The following is a 14,565-nucleotide window of genomic DNA, read 5'->3' on the forward strand; positions in this document are numbered from 1 at the left end:
GCTGTAAGTTACTGAAAAAGAAGGGGCCTATTGGCCCCTTTCTGTTTTGGTTACACACCAGGTTACACATCATGGAGTGCTGTAGCCATCCGGCATCATGCTGCGATTCCTGACACTCTGCTGCTGTCTTAATTCCACTGCAACTTCTCTGGCAAGTGATTTGGTGTCCATGCCTGGTGATCCTATCACTCGAATTTCATAGTTATCATTCGTTGTGATGGTTGGCGCTGCGCCCCGGTTGGTTGCCATCTGCGGTGCCGGTGGCAGCGCCATTGATGGTGGCGCTTTGTCATCACCCAGGCCAATGGACGCCTTAAAACCATCCCATGAACCAAACATGTTCTTGGCGTCAGTCCACGACTGTGACGCGTTACCGGCCACAAAGTTTTTGAACTGCACCGCCTTATCAGCCAGCAATGGCAGGTTGGTTGTCAGCCACTTGATGCTGTCAATCAGCCATTCAACCGGCCTGGTGGCAAACTCGATGCCGTCAGCAATCGCTTTACCCATGCTTTTGCCAGCGTCACCGGCACCTTTCAGTTCTTCTTTTGAACTGGTGACAGGCTCAAGCAGGCTTTTGAACCAGCCGTAAACGCCTTTTACTTTGTCACCAACCCATCCAAGCAAGTCCCTGACCGGCCCCAACTCTTGCCACAGGTCAGCAAAGCGTTTCCTGACTGGTTCAAGGTTATCCATCAGGCCAGACCAAACACCCTTCATGGTGGCTTTCACTAGATCCCAATTGCGGTAAATCCACAGTCCACCCAGGGCTAGTAATGTAATCACTGCGCCGATGCCGGTTGAAACAAAAGCAGCACCAACCGTGCGGAATCCAGAGGCCACCAGCGGCAATGCCCGTGTGGCCAACAGTGTCATTTCAGCACGCGCTTTGGCGACAACGCTAGCCAAGCGTAATGCACCACCTTTCATGAACGTGAATGCATATCCGCCAGCCAGGGTGGCTACTTTCAGTGAGGTCAGCGCCACAGCAGTGCCCACCACGGCTTTGGTAAGTCCAGGGTGTTCGGCTGCAAAGTTGGCCACAACAGTTGTGAACTTGCCAACGGCGCTGGCGGCATCATTCACAGACGGCAATAATACGGTGCCGATATTGTCAGCCACGTCAGACATCCGGTTTTTGAGGATGACCATTTGCGCCGCTGTGGTGCTGGTAGTGTTCTGGAATTCTTTCTGCACGCTGCCTTTGGACATTTCGCCCTTGGCCATTTTCAGTGCGTCAGTAACCCCGCCGATGTTGTCTGCTATTTTGGCAAGTGACCCAACGTGTTCCTGGCCAAAAATTGACACCAGGATGCCGGAACGCTTCGCCGCAGGCATCCTAGCCAGGGTTTTGAAGAAATTCTGAATGGTGGTGATGCCGTCCAATTGCATGGATTTGCCCACCTCATTGGCGGTGTAACCCATTTCCTTGAACGCCTCGCGGGCTGCCTTCGTGTTCTTGTTGCCCAGCGTCAGCTTGGAGACAAGAGCGCGCACAGAGGTGCCAGCGGTGTCAGCAGATTCACCCATGCTAATCAGCGTGGTGCCAATTGCTGCCATGTCCTGCGCCGTCAGCTTCGCCAGGCTGGCGGAACCGCCAACGCGTTGCAGGAAGTCAATGATTTCGCCACCCTTCGCCGTGGTCTGGTCGTCCAGGTAGTTCACGGCATCACCCAAGCGAACGATTTCGTCCTGGCTCAGTTTGTAGACGGTGCCGATTTTGGCGAACTGCTCCGCAACCTGTGACGGGTCAAGCTCCAGGGCGGATGCAAGTTTGGCCGTGTTCCGGGTAAAGCCCAGGATGTCTTTGCTGGCTATGCCCATGCGCAGGCCAGCGGCGGCCATATCGTACAGGTCATTAGTGGCCAGCGGGATTTCGTGGCCCAGGTCGGTCACAGCCTTGCGCATCTGCCAGAATACCGGCGTTAGCTTGCCTGCTTCGTCGCGTGCGCCCTGTAGCTGTTTGGCAATGCCAATGGCGTGGGTTTCACGATCGGCAGCAATCTTGATGGGTGCTGCCACCGCTGCGCCCAGGGCGAACGTGTCCAGCATCTGGCCGCGCAGTTCTGCCCGCTTGGCCAGGTTGGCGGCGCTGGCGCGCTCGACAGCGTTTAAACGCTCTTGTGCTTTCCGCAGGCGTTCCACCTGGCCCACAATGGTGGAATAGCGCGCGTTAAGGCGCTCCATCACTGGTGCGCTGTGCCCGTAGCGCTTCATCGCTTCATTCAACTGCCGCTGTTCGCTGGACAGGTTTTTAAGCGCGCTACCAATATCAGCGGTGGATTTCTTCACCGTGCCAAACGCACCACGGAGGCTGCTGGAAACAGCACCTCCGATGGTAATTTGGGCATTCAACTTCCTATTGGCCATAATTAAAAATCTCAGGTCAGTTTATTAGGTTTTCGGCCAGCGTATATTCACCCGCTGCCCTTAGTGCCGCTGCTGCAATTAACAGCGCCTGCCGCTTTCTTTCTTCTCTCTGTTCTTCCATTTCCTCTTGTGTGTTCATAACCATGATTTTGGGTAACCCAAATTCAACGAATGAATCCCACATTCCATTTTCCGTTTTTGGCTGTGGGTTCATTCTCTCCATCAGAAGGCACCCCGGATAAGGGTTGCACCACGCTTCACCGCCTGGCGTTTGGCGCGCTCACCGGCGCTGACGCGTTGGGCACGGCTGGAAACTTTGACAGGGCGAACGGCGCGCACCAGTCCAGCGGAATGGGCTTCGGCCTCGTCTTTCATGCCCTCCTTGATGCGATCCACCATGTGGCCCAGGGTGTTCAGGCGTTCGGTGATGTCAGCCAGCAGTTCTGCGGCTTCGGAACAGATGGGATTCTTTTCGGTGATGACTTCCAGGCGCTTGGCTTCGCAAGCCAGCGTTTTGGCTTCGCCTTTGAAGTTTTCCATCAGGTTAACGTTGAATGTAGTCATGGTGAGCCGCTCACAATAATTGTTGTTGAATTTGTGGTGGTTTTCCGAGGCCGGGATGACCACCAACCCGGTAATGCACGAATGAAATAGTCCGGTTTTTCACATTCCAGGATGACCGGAAACCTGGCCAGCACTGCATCTGAGGAACGCAGTTCTTTAAATTGGGCCGATTATTTGGGGCGCAGGGAACCGGCAAAACCCGTTTTCTTGGCCATCACTTGCCGGTCAACCCCGTTGATAGAAACTTTTCTATCACTGCGGAACGTGAAGGGCGGATGCCTGTTCTGCGTTCCAGTTTCGTTTGCTCACGCTCTACGCGGCGCACCAGGTCTGGTGCCAGGCGAAGAGTCACAAGCTGACGTGCTTCATTCAATTTCTTCATAACGCCACCGGTTCATCCAGTTGGTGCGCTTCTGCTTCGGCTGGCGCTCACGGTGATGACTACGCACCAGGGCGGCCAGGTAGTTTACGGCGCGGGTTTTCTGTTCTGCGGTCAGTTCCGGGAAGGCTTTTACCATCCAGCGTTCAGCAGATTCAGTGCTGAACATGAAGCCTGACCACCCTTCTGGCTGCACGATGATTCGGGCCTGTTCGTCAGTGCCTGGCCGGGAATACAGCGCGGCAGACTCGATAAGCACCAGCACATCGGCAGGGATTGCGGCCTGTTCAGCCGCTACCTTTTTTGCACCCCAGCCAAACATAATCAGGCCACCCAGAACGCTGTAGCGTCAGGCACTAGCGGCATGGCGTTAGCCCACACCAGCACTTCAACGCCACCGTTAAGGACGCGCTTGGCGGTCACACGCAATTCATCGTCAATGCCGATGGCTGCACGGTTGAAAGCGCCAACAATGGTTTTGGTGGTCTGGTTGGTGATTTCAGCACGGGCACCGAAGGCACGCAGGATGCCAGCGCCGTCCACTTCCAGGCCGGTGCAGTCACCGCCAACGATGGCGCGGATTTCATCCCAGCGCAGGCCGCGTGCGGCGGCTGCTTTGGCCAGCCCTTTAAAGGTGGCGTCAGTCAGCACCTGGCCGGCCGTTGCGAGGTGGTCCAGCAGGATGAAGTCAGCCAGGTCGGCAATGCCGCGTTCAATGGCGCTGTTTACGGCGCGCAGCACGGTGTCATCAGGGAATTCGTGCTTCAACTGCTGGCGGCTCAGGGTGAAGCCCACGCCGTATGAAGGCACGTTGGCGCTGTCATAGGCGGCCACTAGGTAAGGTTTGCCGGAAACCTGCAATTCAGCGCCGTCAGCAACTTTGGTGAACTTGCCAGGCTCAATGACAACAAATCGGTCAGTTACCTGCTTCATGGTCACGCTGGCGTTGGCGGTCTGAGTCATCGGGCCAGGCTGGCTAATGATGGTGGCACCGGCTTGGGCAACTAGGCTGCGTTCCGCCAGGATTGCGTTGAAGGTGGTCTGGCTGCCGCCTTTCGGGGTCAGCACTTCGTTCAGGCTCAGATAGCGAACCGCTGCCGGGGTAACCGGGATAACTTGGGTAATATCGCCATTGCCATCAGTGCGGATGTGGCCGCCCTGGTGGTTCAACGCGTCTTGAATCAGTTGTGCTAAAACAGTCATTTGTGCCGCTCCGGGTTTGTCTTGGGTATGTGTTAAGAATACCAGGCTAAACACCGAATACAACGTGCTCAAAGTGTACTTTTTATAATAAAGTCAAGTGGTTATAATCGTGAATACTTGCAAATAATCCGGCATAATCCGGCATAACCGTTCCTGTGAGTTTTTAGGATTATTCCTACGTGTACGCTGTAAGCGGATTACAATGTAAATAACGCAGTTTCACGCCATGCCATTGATAACATTGGCGTAACTGATTGATTTTACAGGCTGAATAAGAAAGTTGGATTTTAGAGGCCGCGCACAACGCGAATTATGCGGAGTCAATGCCCCCGCAAGCCGCCCCCCTGCCGGAAGTACCTACCCTTTTTGCTCCCCTTCAATGCCTGACCATCGCTATGACACCTTTCTGATAGGTGTCATTCAAGGTGTCACTAACATAACCTGATGAAATGCATAAATATTTAAGTCAATCACGCATACATGAATGACACGTGACACCTATGTTTATAAAACTCCCTAACCGTTCATCAGCAATCCAACGGTAATGCTTTTCTTTAAAAATGCTGTCATAGGTGTCATAGGTGTCATTAGTAATGGTGGAAGCCTTATCCAGTAAGGGTTTACGGGCTGTGACACCTGTTGTGACACCTCGAAAATCAGTGACACCTATGTGTCATTGTGCAGGCAAAAAAAAGCCCCGGCAGAAGCCAGGGCATTGGGCAACAATTGTTGTGATGTTACGATCGGACAAACGGCAAGATTTCAGCGGAATCCACCGCCCTGATGCGATAACTGCACAGAACATTCATTCCCAGCTTAATCAGTTCCTTCTGCACCTCTGGCAACCTTTCGCGGGCGTGGTCTGCCGCTTCCTGTTCAGTGGCGAAACCTTCCATGATTTCGGTTTCGGTGTAGTTGCCGTCAGCGTGGTCAAAGCAAGTAATGTATGCGCGATAACTCATGGTATCACCTCAAAACGGGCGGTTGGGTTCGTCAAAATAACTGCGGTCCTGCTGTCCAAGCACTTTGGGCGGCATCAGGTAAAATCGCCCTTTGCTGGTCCTGCGTGCGTCTCTGCCAGTCAGCTTGCGCAGGATGTTGCCGCACTGTGTTGCCTGTGACTTCGTTGGCCGGTCCTGACCGATTGCCAGCAGCACATCCGTTGATGTCATCTCGATGTAGGCCGCCTGGCGGTCGCTGTTCCAGTCGAAGCGCGCCAAAATCATTTCTTCAATCGGGTCAGTCTGGCCGTGCTGTTCGTTGACGGCTTCCAACTGTGCTTCTTCATTACGTTCCAGCCACCAGCATTCACCTGCTTTGAACCAGGTCAGCACTTCTGCCCACATTTGTTGGGTGTCAATGCCGTGTTCGTAGTTCACAGCGGTAACCGGAATCGTCCACCAGCGCACGTTGCCTGTGTCGTCAGCAAGGAACTGTTTGGGGTTCACTGACGCAAAGAACACAGTGCGGCGCTGATAGCGTGATTCCAGACGGTCATAAGGGCGGCGCAGGTCATCACGATCCTGGCTGATGAACGCTTTCAGTTTGGCAATGTCTGCCTTTCTAAAGGTGGCGTCCAGTTCGCCCAGCTCTACCAGCCAATGACCAATCGCGCTGGCCACGCTGTCTTTGTTGCTTGGGTCAATAGTCGCGCCCACTTTCACCAGGCTGCGGCTTTCAGACGGCAGCAACGCTTTGAACCATGCCGTTTTGCCTAATGACTGCTCTCCCTGGAATACGAGGACACCTTTGGACCAAAAACCAGTGTCCATGTAGGCTGCTGCCACTGCTGACAGCATCCAACGGCGAACCAGCATGGCCAGCAGGTCGCGACTGTAGTCATCAGGCGTGCTGATGGTGTCCAGCAGGTCATCAAAGCGGCTCTGGCCATCCCAGGGGCGCTGGCTGATGAAGTCGCGCACCGGGTTGTAAGAGTTTTGAACCGCAATGGTCTTTATGTGCCCTTCAATGTTGTTCACCGGCAGGCGGTTAAGCGCGGCCAGGCTAAAGATTTCACTGATGGCGCAGTTATCGCGTGCGTCAGTGCTGCCGGTAACGCCAGGCACCAGCACTTCAACATCCTTGCTGATCTCATTGTAACGGGCGGTGATGCGGTAGTTGTTCAGCAGCACTTCCACGTTGGGGCGCGTGTTCAATGGTTGACCATTGCTGCTGATAAATGGCCAGTCTGAAATCATCACTGGTGTCATGCTGTGCACATCAGTAGTGATTTTTTCCGCGACCTTTTCAACCTCTCTGATTTCGTCAATCAGCGTTTTCCCGGATTCCTTTTCTGCTCTGATTCGTTCCAGATACTGTTTCCAGTTCTCAGGTTCACGGTCAGGAATTCCTTTATATAAACCGGCGTTCTTTACTCCAGCCTCTGCCAGCTTTTCAGCAATCACATTAATCATGATTGGCTCGACTTCACCAGCTAAATACACGCGCGCAGATTCGCGTCCATCATCAACGATTCTAAGTCTGTCAATTTCGGCAAGTTGCTTTTGACCTAAATAAACGGGAGGAACTCTGTCACCAGCCTGCGCCCCTGCGTACTCTTCCCAATGCTTGGCATGGCTCCAGGCATCTGAACCAACAAATATGATAGCCTCGGTTAATTTGTCTTTTGGCAGTTGCTTGACGTTAGGGGCGTTTCTCATAACGCACCACCCTTAGCAGAATGCAACATATCAATCGCCATCCGCCAGGCATCAAACCTATCAAACGGGAATCTTGTATGCTCGGCAAGGTGACCAAGATAGATGGCGAACTCCGGTGACTTTCCAGCAGCCAAACCATTAGCAATCATCTGCTGAATGTGGACCATGCGCTGTGCATTGAGTTGCCCCGCAATATCTTCGTCAGCTTTTAGAATGTCGTGTTGTAACAGTTCGCGCCAGCGGCGTAATGAAGATGAATTAGCGTTCATACTAATCCCCTATCACTTAGCAGGTGTAATTTGGTGGCGTGAAGCCAGCCAGTTCTCTACATCAGCTTTACGCCATGCAACACGCTGGATGCCTAGCTGTATGCGTGATGGGAATAAGCCCGCTTGTTCGTACCGCCAGATAGTCATCCGTGAAAGGGTGGTAATTGCGCAAACTTGCTTGGTTGTTAATAGTTCCATGAGTAGCCCTTAAAACAAGGGCCGGTGTCTTTATCGCTGGCATGTAATGAATTACAATGAAAATGCGTTAGGTCAAATAACGCACCATTACTGCCTTCACCGGCGTATTGGTTACAGGGGTTCGGTTTTCTGTTTGGCGACGTGAACCGACCCCGCCTATTCAAGCCCTCGGTTTTTTCCGGGGGCTTTTTTTATCCTACAAACACAGATTAACCCTCTTGTATCACTATGTAAACACCTTAAAAATCAGCAACTTAACCACAAATCATCATGGATAATCCGAGATAATCAACCTTTCACTTAAGTTATTGATAATAAGTGATTTATTTATTTTTCTAAAATTTCGCACCATTCATATAATGCAGCCTGCTTTTCAGTGATGTATTGGCTGTGGTTATAAACTGCCATCACTCCCGGCATCGTATGCCCCAGCAGTTGTTCAACTACATGTGGAGCAACGCCAATATCATTAAGGCGGGTTGAAAAAGTCCTGCGCAGATCGTGTAGCGTCCATGGCTCACTATGTCCGAGTTTCTTGTAGATGCTTCTGCCCCACTGGCTCACGGCCTCCGGTTTCTTTAACTCACCCAGCAGAAACCCTGACTTGCCGTTTTGTTCTTTCAGTTGAGTTATGAAATTCCTCATTTGTGGCGGTATGGGTCTGATAATCCTATGCCCACCTTTACTATGTTCTTTTGGAACCGTCCAAAGCCAATCTGACAAATCCCATTCTTTCCATGTTGAAAGTCGAATTTCTTGCGAGCGGGCACCGAACACGATTAGCAAACGCAGCATTGCTGAATAATATGTGGGGAAAATATTTTTAGTGGTGCACGCTTTCCAAATATTCAGCAGTTCTTCTTTTTCATGGACCCTATCCCTTTTGCCTTGCTTTCTTCCCACGTCAGGAATAGATAAATCTTCAAGGACATTACTATAGGCATAGCGTCGAACGCGGCAGAACTTTAACGCCTGCTTGCACATCTGGAATATGTAACCTGCCGCAACTGGTGCTTTGCTTTTAGCCCTGTCAAAACACTCAATCCAAGCACGAGTGTCACAACTACTTAGAGGTAGATTTCCGATGTAAGGAAATATATGACGCTCTAACTGTGCTTTATGTCTTAGATAATTAGCACGGTTATCTGTGGCGTAATTCTCTATCCAGTAATTAAGAGCCTGCTTAACTGTCACCGGGTTAAGTGATTCAGAGGATGACAGATTATATTGGTCTTTGGGGTCTAAGTTGTCGGCCAGCCACGTTTTGCATTTATCGCGCTGTTGCCTTGCAACAGACAACGACAAATCAGGATATTTTCCCAGAACAAGCGTGAGTGGGTGTTGGCTCTTATGTGGGTTACGGTATCGAAAAAGCCATAAAAGATTATTAGGTTGCGGCTTCCCATTTTCTTGAACTGTCTTTTGCGAAGGGGTAACTCTGATTGAAAGGCCCCCGCCATCAGAAATGGTTTGCTGCTTAGCAGTTGTTGTTTTTGCCAGAGATCGAAGTTTTACATCCGTTAATTTATCGTTGGCCATCATAGTTACACGCATAGTTACACTAAACGTAGGATAACGGCTGGTAAATGATGTTACAAGATGAACATAGCTAAAAGTAAATAATACTTTAAAAACATTACCTTGTGATGATATTGGATTATCTGAGGTTATCTATGATTATATTCAGTTATAACAAGTTTTATAATACGGCATGAACTGATTCAGGTTCACACCGTTAATCTCGCCAGCCTTCGGGCTGGCGTTTTTATTTGTGCGTTACTACGCAAATTTTTTTAAAAACGCTGAAACAGTTGCATCACATATGGTAACTGTAGTTGCAGTCGCCAGCGTGACTTTAACAAACTTACCTTTCACATTTTCTCTTCTTCGCGGCCTTTGTCTTTTGTACCACCATGCCCTTCAGCCCAGCCCTGTCGGCCTTTTGTGAGCACGGCTACCTTTTTAAGCAATCTCATGTCTGCTTACATGAGCCACATGCAAACAGGCTCACACTGTTGCTAAATAGTGAAACAAATTGCACTAAATGTGATCTACCCGACTCGAAATGCATCCTTTTGGTGCGCCATATTATTGCAGCCTTCCGGATAATTCAGATTATTACCCGATATTTCAGGTGAATTCAGAATTCTGCAAACCTGGCACTGGCTTTGCAAAGTCGTGGATGGCCGATCGCCACAGACAGGAAACGCACACCAAAGTGCGCACTACATAACAACACAACACGACATGCCACACAGGATGCTTTATGAAAAAGATGATGCTCTCTACTCTGGTTGCTGCGGCTTCGCTGCTCGCCGTTGCTCAGCAAGCCCACGCAGGCGCCACGCTGGATGCGATTAAAAAGAAAGGATTCGTTCAATGTGGTATCAGCGATGGCCTGCCAGGTTTCTCTTATGCAGACGCCAGCGGTAAATTTACCGGTCTTGATGTGGATATCTGTCGTGCCGCGGCAGCAGCCGTATTTGGTGATGCAACAAAAGTAAAATATACCCCGCTGACCGCAAAAGAGCGCTTCACCGCATTACAGTCTGGCGAAGTGGACGTGCTTTCTCGTAACACTACCTGGACCTCATCACGTGATGGCGGCATGGGCTTCATGTTTACCGGTGTTAACTACTATGACGGCATTGGTTTCCTGACCCACAAAAAAGCGGGCCTGAAAAGTGCGAAAGAGCTGGATGGTGCCACCGTCTGTATTCAGGCCGGTACTGACACTGAACTGAACGTTGCGGATTATTTCAAAGCGAACAAGATGCAGTACACCCCGGTGACATTTGACCGCTCCGACGAATCGGCAAAAGCACTGGATAGCGGCCGTTGCGATACGCTGGCTTCCGATCAGTCACAACTTTATGCACTGCGTATCAAATTAGGTAAACCAGACGACTTTATTGTTCTGCCGGAAGTCATCTCTAAAGAACCGTTGGGTCCTGTTGTTCGTCGTGGTGATGATGACTGGTTCACCATCGTGAAATGGTCACTGTTTGCCATGCTGAACGCCGAAGAAATGGGCATCACCTCTAAAAACGTGGATGAGAAAGCCGCGAAGCCAGCGACGCCCGATATGGCTCACCTGTTAGGTGCCGAGGGTGACTATGGCAAAGATCTGAAGCTCGATAACAAATGGGCGTACAACATCATCAAGCAGGTCGGTAACTATCAGGAAAGTTTTGATCGCAACGTCGGTAAAGACAGCCCGCTGAAAATCGCTCGTGGCCAGAATGCACTCTGGAACCAGGGTGGTATTCAGTACGCACCACCGGTTCGTTAAGTCTACCTCCCCGTCGGGCACCGTTTTCTGCGGTGCCCCAGCAAGGCTTTCGTTATTGAGGTTTCAACATGTCACAACGCCCAACCGTGAAAAGGGATTTTTCGTTCGGTAATCCCACGGTTCGCGCCTGGCTTTACCAGATCGTGGCGATCGTTATCGTACTGTCTGTGGTGGGTTATCTCGTCCACAACACCGTCATCAATCTCGCTAATCGCGGTATCACTTCCGGGTTTGGTTTTTTAGAACGTAATGCGGGTTTCGGCATCGTTCAGCATCTTATTGATTATTCCGAAGGGGATACCTACGCGCGGGTATTTCTGGTTGGCCTGACAAATACCCTGCTGGTTTCCGCACTTTGTATTGTATTTGCTTCCATACTGGGCTTCTTTATTGGCCTGGCGCGTCTCTCAGAGAACTGGTTATTACGTAAAATCGCGAATATCTACATTGAAATCTTCCGCAATATCCCGCCGTTATTGCAGATTTTCTTTTGGTATTTCGCGGTGTTGCGTAACCTGCCCGGCCCGCGTCAGGCGCTGAATGCCTTTGATCTCGCCTTCGTGAGTAATCGTGGCCTGTATATTCCCTGGCCGACCTATGCGCCAGGTACCTGGCCTTTCGTTATCGCTCTAGCACTGGCTGTGGTGGCGAGCTACGGTTTATACCGTTTTAACCGACAGCATCAGCTTAAAACCGGTCAGTTACGTCGCTCCTGGCCCGCAGCTGTTGCGATGCTGATCCTGTTCCCGCTGGTTGCGCATGCAGTTTTTGGTGCCGCCATGCACTGGGATATCCCGGAGTTGCGTGGGTTTAACTTCCGGGGCGGCTTCGTCATGATACCTGAGCTGGCAGCGCTCACGCTGGCCCTGTCGATCTATACGTCATCTTTCATTGCCGAGGTGATTCGCTCAGGTATTCAGGCTGTGCCTTACGGACAGCATGAAGCGGCGCGTTCACTGGGGTTACCGAATCCCGTCACGCTGCGTCAGGTTATCATTCCTCAGGCCATGCGAGTGATTATTCCGCCCCTGACCAGCCAGTATCTCAATATCGTCAAAAACTCCTCTCTGGCTGCCGCGATAGGTTACCCGGACATGGTGTCGCTGTTTGCCGGTACGGTGCTGAATCAGACCGGTCAGGCTATTGAAACCATTGCGATTACGATGAGCGTCTACCTGATTATCAGCCTGCTGATTTCACTGTTGATGAATATTTATAACCGCAAAATCGCGCTGGTTGAGCGTTAAGAACACGGGATGACTATGTCTGTCACTGCACATGAAACGACGCCCGTAGCCTCCTCGCCGCTGAGCCGGGGCTGGCTATGGGCCCGCAAGAACCTGTTTTCAGGATGGTTTAACACCTTACTGACGTTGTTATGTATCTGGCTGATCTGGCACCTGATCCCCCCGGCGCTGAACTGGCTGATCTTTGATGCCAACTGGTTTGGCACTACGCGCGCAGACTGCACAAAAGAAGGCGCATGCTGGGTCTTTATTCATGCCCGTTTTGGTCAGTTTATGTATGGGCTCTATCCTCATGAGCTGCGCTGGCGCATTAATCTTGCGCTGGTGATTGGCTTAGTGTCGATTGTGCCCATGTTCCTGAAACGGTTGCCCTTTCGTGGACGCTATATCGCCGTCTGGGCGGTATGCTATCCGCTGATCGTCTGGTTTTTACTGTACGGTGGTTTTTTGGGACTGGATCGCGTGGAAACGCGCCAGTGGGGCGGCTTAACGCTGACCCTGATCATCGCCTCGGTGGGCATTGCGGGCGCCTTACCTTTAGGCATTTTGCTGGCGTTAGGGCGCCGCTCTAAAATGCCTGTTGTCCGTACGCTTTCTGTCATCTTTATTGAGTTCTGGCGTGGCGTTCCGCTGATCACCGTGCTGTTCATGTCATCGGTCATGCTGCCGCTGTTTATGGCAGAGGGAACCACTATCGACAAACTGGTACGTGCCTTAGTCGGCGTGATTCTGTTCCAGTCGGCGTATGTGGCCGAGGTAGTTCGCGGTGGGCTGCAGGCATTACCAAAAGGACAGTATGAAGCCGCTGAATCCCTTGCCCTGGGATACTGGAAGACCCAGATGCTGGTGATCCTCCCTCAGGCGTTAAAACTCACCATTCCGGGCCTGGTGAATACCATTATTGCGTTATTCAAAGATACCAGCCTGGTTATCATCATCGGTTTGTTCGATCTGTTTAGCAGCGTTCAACAGGCTACGGTCGATCCGGCCTGGCTGGGCATGTCCACAGAGGGCTATGTCTTTGCGGCGCTGGTCTACTGGATTTTCTGTTTTAGCATGTCACGTTACAGCCAGTATCTGGAAAAACGTTTTCACACCGGGCGTAAATCGCACTGAGGTTTCTATGACACAAATAATAACTGATTCAACCAATGCGATGATTTCGCTTGAAAATGTGAACAAATGGTACGGCCAGTTTCATGTGCTGAAAGACATTAATCTGCAGGTGAAACCGCGCGAACGTATCGTGCTATGCGGTCCGTCAGGGTCAGGAAAGTCGACGACGATTCGTTGTATCAACCATCTGGAGGAACATCAGAAGGGGCGGATTGTGGTCGATGGTATTCATCTGAATGATGACGTACGGAATATAGAGCGCGTTCGTACTGAAGTCGGTATGGTCTTTCAGCACTTTAATCTTTTTCCTCACCTTACGGTTTTGCAGAACTGTACGCTAGCGCCAATGTGGGTGCGTAAGATTGCCAAAAAAGAAGCGGAGGAGCTTGCGATGCACTATCTGCAGCGCGTACGCATTGCTGAACATGCGCATAAGTTTCCTGGTCAGCTTTCAGGCGGCCAACAGCAGCGTGTCGCGATTGCGCGTTCATTGTGCATGAAACCTAAAATTATGCTGTTTGATGAGCCCACCTCTGCCCTGGATCCGGAAATGGTGAAAGAGGTGCTGGATACCATGATTGGGCTTGCAGAAGATGGCATGACGATGCTGTGTGTCACGCATGAGATGGGCTTTGCACGTACCGTTGCCGATCGGGTGATCTTTATGGATCGCGGCGAGATCGTGGAGGTTGCGCCACCGCAGGAGTTTTTTGCAAATCCGAAGTCAGAACGTACCCGCGCTTTCCTGTCCCAGGTTATTCACTAAACGCTCTCGTTTCTGACCGTACCTCCGTCTCTGACAGAGGTACGGTTCTGACCTTTCCTGTCCGGATGATGCACCACGTTGTAAATCCTCCGTCATCCTTTATAAAACTCCGCTTTTAGCAACTGAGGATACGCTGTCGTCGACGGTGCATGCCTGAATCGTGCTTGTATCCAGCGAGGGTGAGCTGGCCCAGCCAGTGCTCGCTGTGCATTGATCGGATATGGGTGATTCAGGCAGGTTTGCTGACGGCTTATAGGGTGATCCACAGATCTTTCCGCTTTAACCCTGATACGCGTCTGCCTGAGCTGGCCCGTCATGTACTTTATGTGGACGAGCCTGCTGGCGACAGGTAGAAATCGACGTTGCGGAAGTCAGCCAGCCCACCAATGAGGCGAGTTTCCAGACTGTGGGGCCGGCGGTAGCGCGGCTTCCGCTGAGGTGATCGGCTCGTCCCTTTCGGTTTCAGGCGGATAACCGACGTAAAAAAGCCCCGTACTTTCG

15 protein-coding genes and 1 pseudogene are annotated in these 14,565 nt (G+C 51.4%); 4 read left to right on the forward strand and 12 right to left on the reverse strand.

From position 1 onward, the window contains the following. Nucleotides 1–69: 69 nt before the first annotated feature. The 12 genes and pseudogenes from G5574_RS11395 to G5574_RS11445 form a co-directional block, all read right to left on the reverse strand. Complete coding sequence (locus G5574_RS11395; RefSeq protein WP_164482631.1) at nt 70–2,370, reverse strand: phage tail tape measure protein; 2,301 nt, start codon at nt 2,368–2,370, stop codon at nt 70–72. Nucleotides 2,371–2,386: 16 nt separating this feature from the next. Further along, nucleotides 2,387–2,593, reverse strand: coding sequence for a hypothetical protein (locus G5574_RS11400; RefSeq protein WP_164481809.1), 207 nt, complete (start codon nt 2,591–2,593; stop codon nt 2,387–2,389). Further along, entirely contained in the window at nt 2,593–2,934 is a 342-nt protein-coding gene (locus tag G5574_RS11405) for a hypothetical protein (protein WP_164482632.1), read from the reverse strand. Before G5574_RS11405 ends, G5574_RS11400 begins: the two co-directional genes overlap by 1 nt. 214 nt (nt 2,935–3,148) lie before the next feature. Continuing rightward, nucleotides 3,149–3,316 carry a hypothetical protein gene (locus tag G5574_RS11410; RefSeq protein ID WP_164482633.1) on the reverse strand — a complete coding sequence of 56 codons (168 nt, stop codon included), beginning with the start codon at nt 3,314–3,316 and terminating at the stop codon, nt 3,149–3,151. Continuing rightward, nucleotides 3,300–3,635: a hypothetical protein gene (locus G5574_RS11415; protein ID WP_164482634.1), complete on the reverse strand. Its 336-nt coding sequence runs from the start codon at nt 3,633–3,635 to the stop codon at nt 3,300–3,302. Before G5574_RS11415 ends, G5574_RS11410 begins: the two co-directional genes overlap by 17 nt. A 2-nt stretch (nt 3,636–3,637) precedes the next feature. Next, nucleotides 3,638–4,516, reverse strand: coding sequence for a hypothetical protein (locus G5574_RS11420; protein WP_164482635.1), 879 nt, complete (start codon nt 4,514–4,516; stop codon nt 3,638–3,640). 737 nt (nt 4,517–5,253) lie between these two features. Next, a complete protein-coding gene (locus tag G5574_RS11425; protein WP_164482636.1) occupies nt 5,254–5,478 on the reverse strand; it encodes a hypothetical protein in 225 nt (74 codons plus the stop codon). A gap of 9 nt (nt 5,479–5,487) precedes the next feature. Beyond that, nucleotides 5,488–6,726: a VapE domain-containing protein gene (locus G5574_RS11430; RefSeq protein ID WP_174250619.1), complete on the reverse strand. Its 1,239-nt coding sequence runs from the start codon at nt 6,724–6,726 to the stop codon at nt 5,488–5,490. Between the two features lie 48 nt (nt 6,727–6,774). Further along, a pseudogene (locus tag G5574_RS23710) lies at nt 6,775–7,176 on the reverse strand (DNA primase); the annotation flags it as partial. Continuing rightward, nucleotides 7,173–7,445: a hypothetical protein gene (locus tag G5574_RS11435; protein ID WP_164482638.1), complete on the reverse strand. Its 273-nt coding sequence runs from the start codon at nt 7,443–7,445 to the stop codon at nt 7,173–7,175. The pseudogene G5574_RS23710 and the gene G5574_RS11435, both read right to left, overlap by 4 nt. Nucleotides 7,446–7,457: 12 nt before the next feature. After that, nucleotides 7,458–7,643: a helix-turn-helix transcriptional regulator gene (locus tag G5574_RS11440; RefSeq protein WP_164482639.1), complete on the reverse strand. Its 186-nt coding sequence runs from the start codon at nt 7,641–7,643 to the stop codon at nt 7,458–7,460. Nucleotides 7,644–7,970: 327 nt separating this feature from the next. Next, nucleotides 7,971–9,182, reverse strand: a complete 1,212-nt coding sequence (locus tag G5574_RS11445; RefSeq protein WP_164483229.1) for a tyrosine-type recombinase/integrase — start codon at nt 9,180–9,182, stop codon at nt 7,971–7,973. 727 nt (nt 9,183–9,909) lie between these two features. Here G5574_RS11445 and G5574_RS11450 point away from each other — a divergent pair. From G5574_RS11450 to G5574_RS11465, 4 genes are all read left to right on the forward strand, one after another. After that, nucleotides 9,910–10,935: an amino acid ABC transporter substrate-binding protein gene (locus tag G5574_RS11450; RefSeq protein ID WP_033740076.1), complete on the forward strand. Its 1,026-nt coding sequence runs from the start codon at nt 9,910–9,912 to the stop codon at nt 10,933–10,935. Between the two features lie 68 nt (nt 10,936–11,003). Continuing rightward, nucleotides 11,004–12,182 (forward strand): amino acid ABC transporter permease, encoded by a 1,179-nt coding sequence (locus tag G5574_RS11455; protein WP_054686961.1) that lies wholly within the window; start codon nt 11,004–11,006, stop codon nt 12,180–12,182. A gap of 15 nt (nt 12,183–12,197) precedes the next feature. Next, on the forward strand, nt 12,198–13,298 hold the full coding sequence (locus G5574_RS11460) for an amino acid ABC transporter permease (protein WP_375094075.1): 1,101 nt from the start codon (nt 12,198–12,200) through the stop codon (nt 13,296–13,298). Between the two features lie 7 nt (nt 13,299–13,305). Then, complete coding sequence (locus G5574_RS11465) at nt 13,306–14,064, forward strand: amino acid ABC transporter ATP-binding protein (RefSeq protein ID WP_033740081.1); 759 nt, start codon at nt 13,306–13,308, stop codon at nt 14,062–14,064. Nucleotides 14,065–14,565 lie beyond the last annotated feature (501 nt).

The sequence above is a fragment of the Pantoea stewartii genome (assembly GCF_011044475.1).
Classification (GTDB): Bacteria; Pseudomonadota; Gammaproteobacteria; order Enterobacterales; family Enterobacteriaceae; genus Pantoea; species Pantoea stewartii.

Excerpts from the sequence above, each read along its gene's own strand:
- G5574_RS11405 (WP_164482632.1), bottom strand. The coding sequence starts at position 2,934 with ATGACTACATTCAACGTTAACCTGATGGAAAACTTCAAAGGCGAAGCC.
- G5574_RS11430 (WP_174250619.1), bottom strand. The coding sequence starts at position 6,726 with ATGACACCAGTGATGATTTCAGACTGGCCATTTATCAGCAGCAATGGT.
- G5574_RS11450 (WP_033740076.1), top strand. The coding sequence starts at position 9,910 with ATGAAAAAGATGATGCTCTCTACTCTGGTTGCTGCGGCTTCGCTGCTC.
- G5574_RS11410 (WP_164482633.1), bottom strand. The coding sequence starts at position 3,316 with ATGAAGAAATTGAATGAAGCACGTCAGCTTGTGACTCTTCGCCTGGCA.
- G5574_RS11440 (WP_164482639.1), bottom strand. The coding sequence starts at position 7,643 with ATGGAACTATTAACAACCAAGCAAGTTTGCGCAATTACCACCCTTTCA.
- G5574_RS11435 (WP_164482638.1), bottom strand. The coding sequence starts at position 7,445 with ATGAACGCTAATTCATCTTCATTACGCCGCTGGCGCGAACTGTTACAA.
- G5574_RS11400 (WP_164481809.1), bottom strand. The coding sequence starts at position 2,593 with ATGGAGAGAATGAACCCACAGCCAAAAACGGAAAATGGAATGTGGGAT.
- G5574_RS11460 (WP_375094075.1), top strand. The coding sequence starts at position 12,198 with ATGTCTGTCACTGCACATGAAACGACGCCCGTAGCCTCCTCGCCGCTG.
- G5574_RS11425 (WP_164482636.1), bottom strand. The coding sequence starts at position 5,478 with ATGAGTTATCGCGCATACATTACTTGCTTTGACCACGCTGACGGCAAC.
- G5574_RS11420 (WP_164482635.1), bottom strand. The coding sequence starts at position 4,516 with ATGACTGTTTTAGCACAACTGATTCAAGACGCGTTGAACCACCAGGGC.
- G5574_RS11465 (WP_033740081.1), top strand. The coding sequence starts at position 13,306 with ATGACACAAATAATAACTGATTCAACCAATGCGATGATTTCGCTTGAA.
- G5574_RS11455 (WP_054686961.1), top strand. The coding sequence starts at position 11,004 with ATGTCACAACGCCCAACCGTGAAAAGGGATTTTTCGTTCGGTAATCCC.
- G5574_RS11395 (WP_164482631.1), bottom strand. The coding sequence starts at position 2,370 with ATGGCCAATAGGAAGTTGAATGCCCAAATTACCATCGGAGGTGCTGTT.
- G5574_RS11415 (WP_164482634.1), bottom strand. The coding sequence starts at position 3,635 with ATGTTTGGCTGGGGTGCAAAAAAGGTAGCGGCTGAACAGGCCGCAATC.
- G5574_RS11445 (WP_164483229.1), bottom strand. The coding sequence starts at position 9,182 with ATGGCCAACGATAAATTAACGGATGTAAAACTTCGATCTCTGGCAAAA.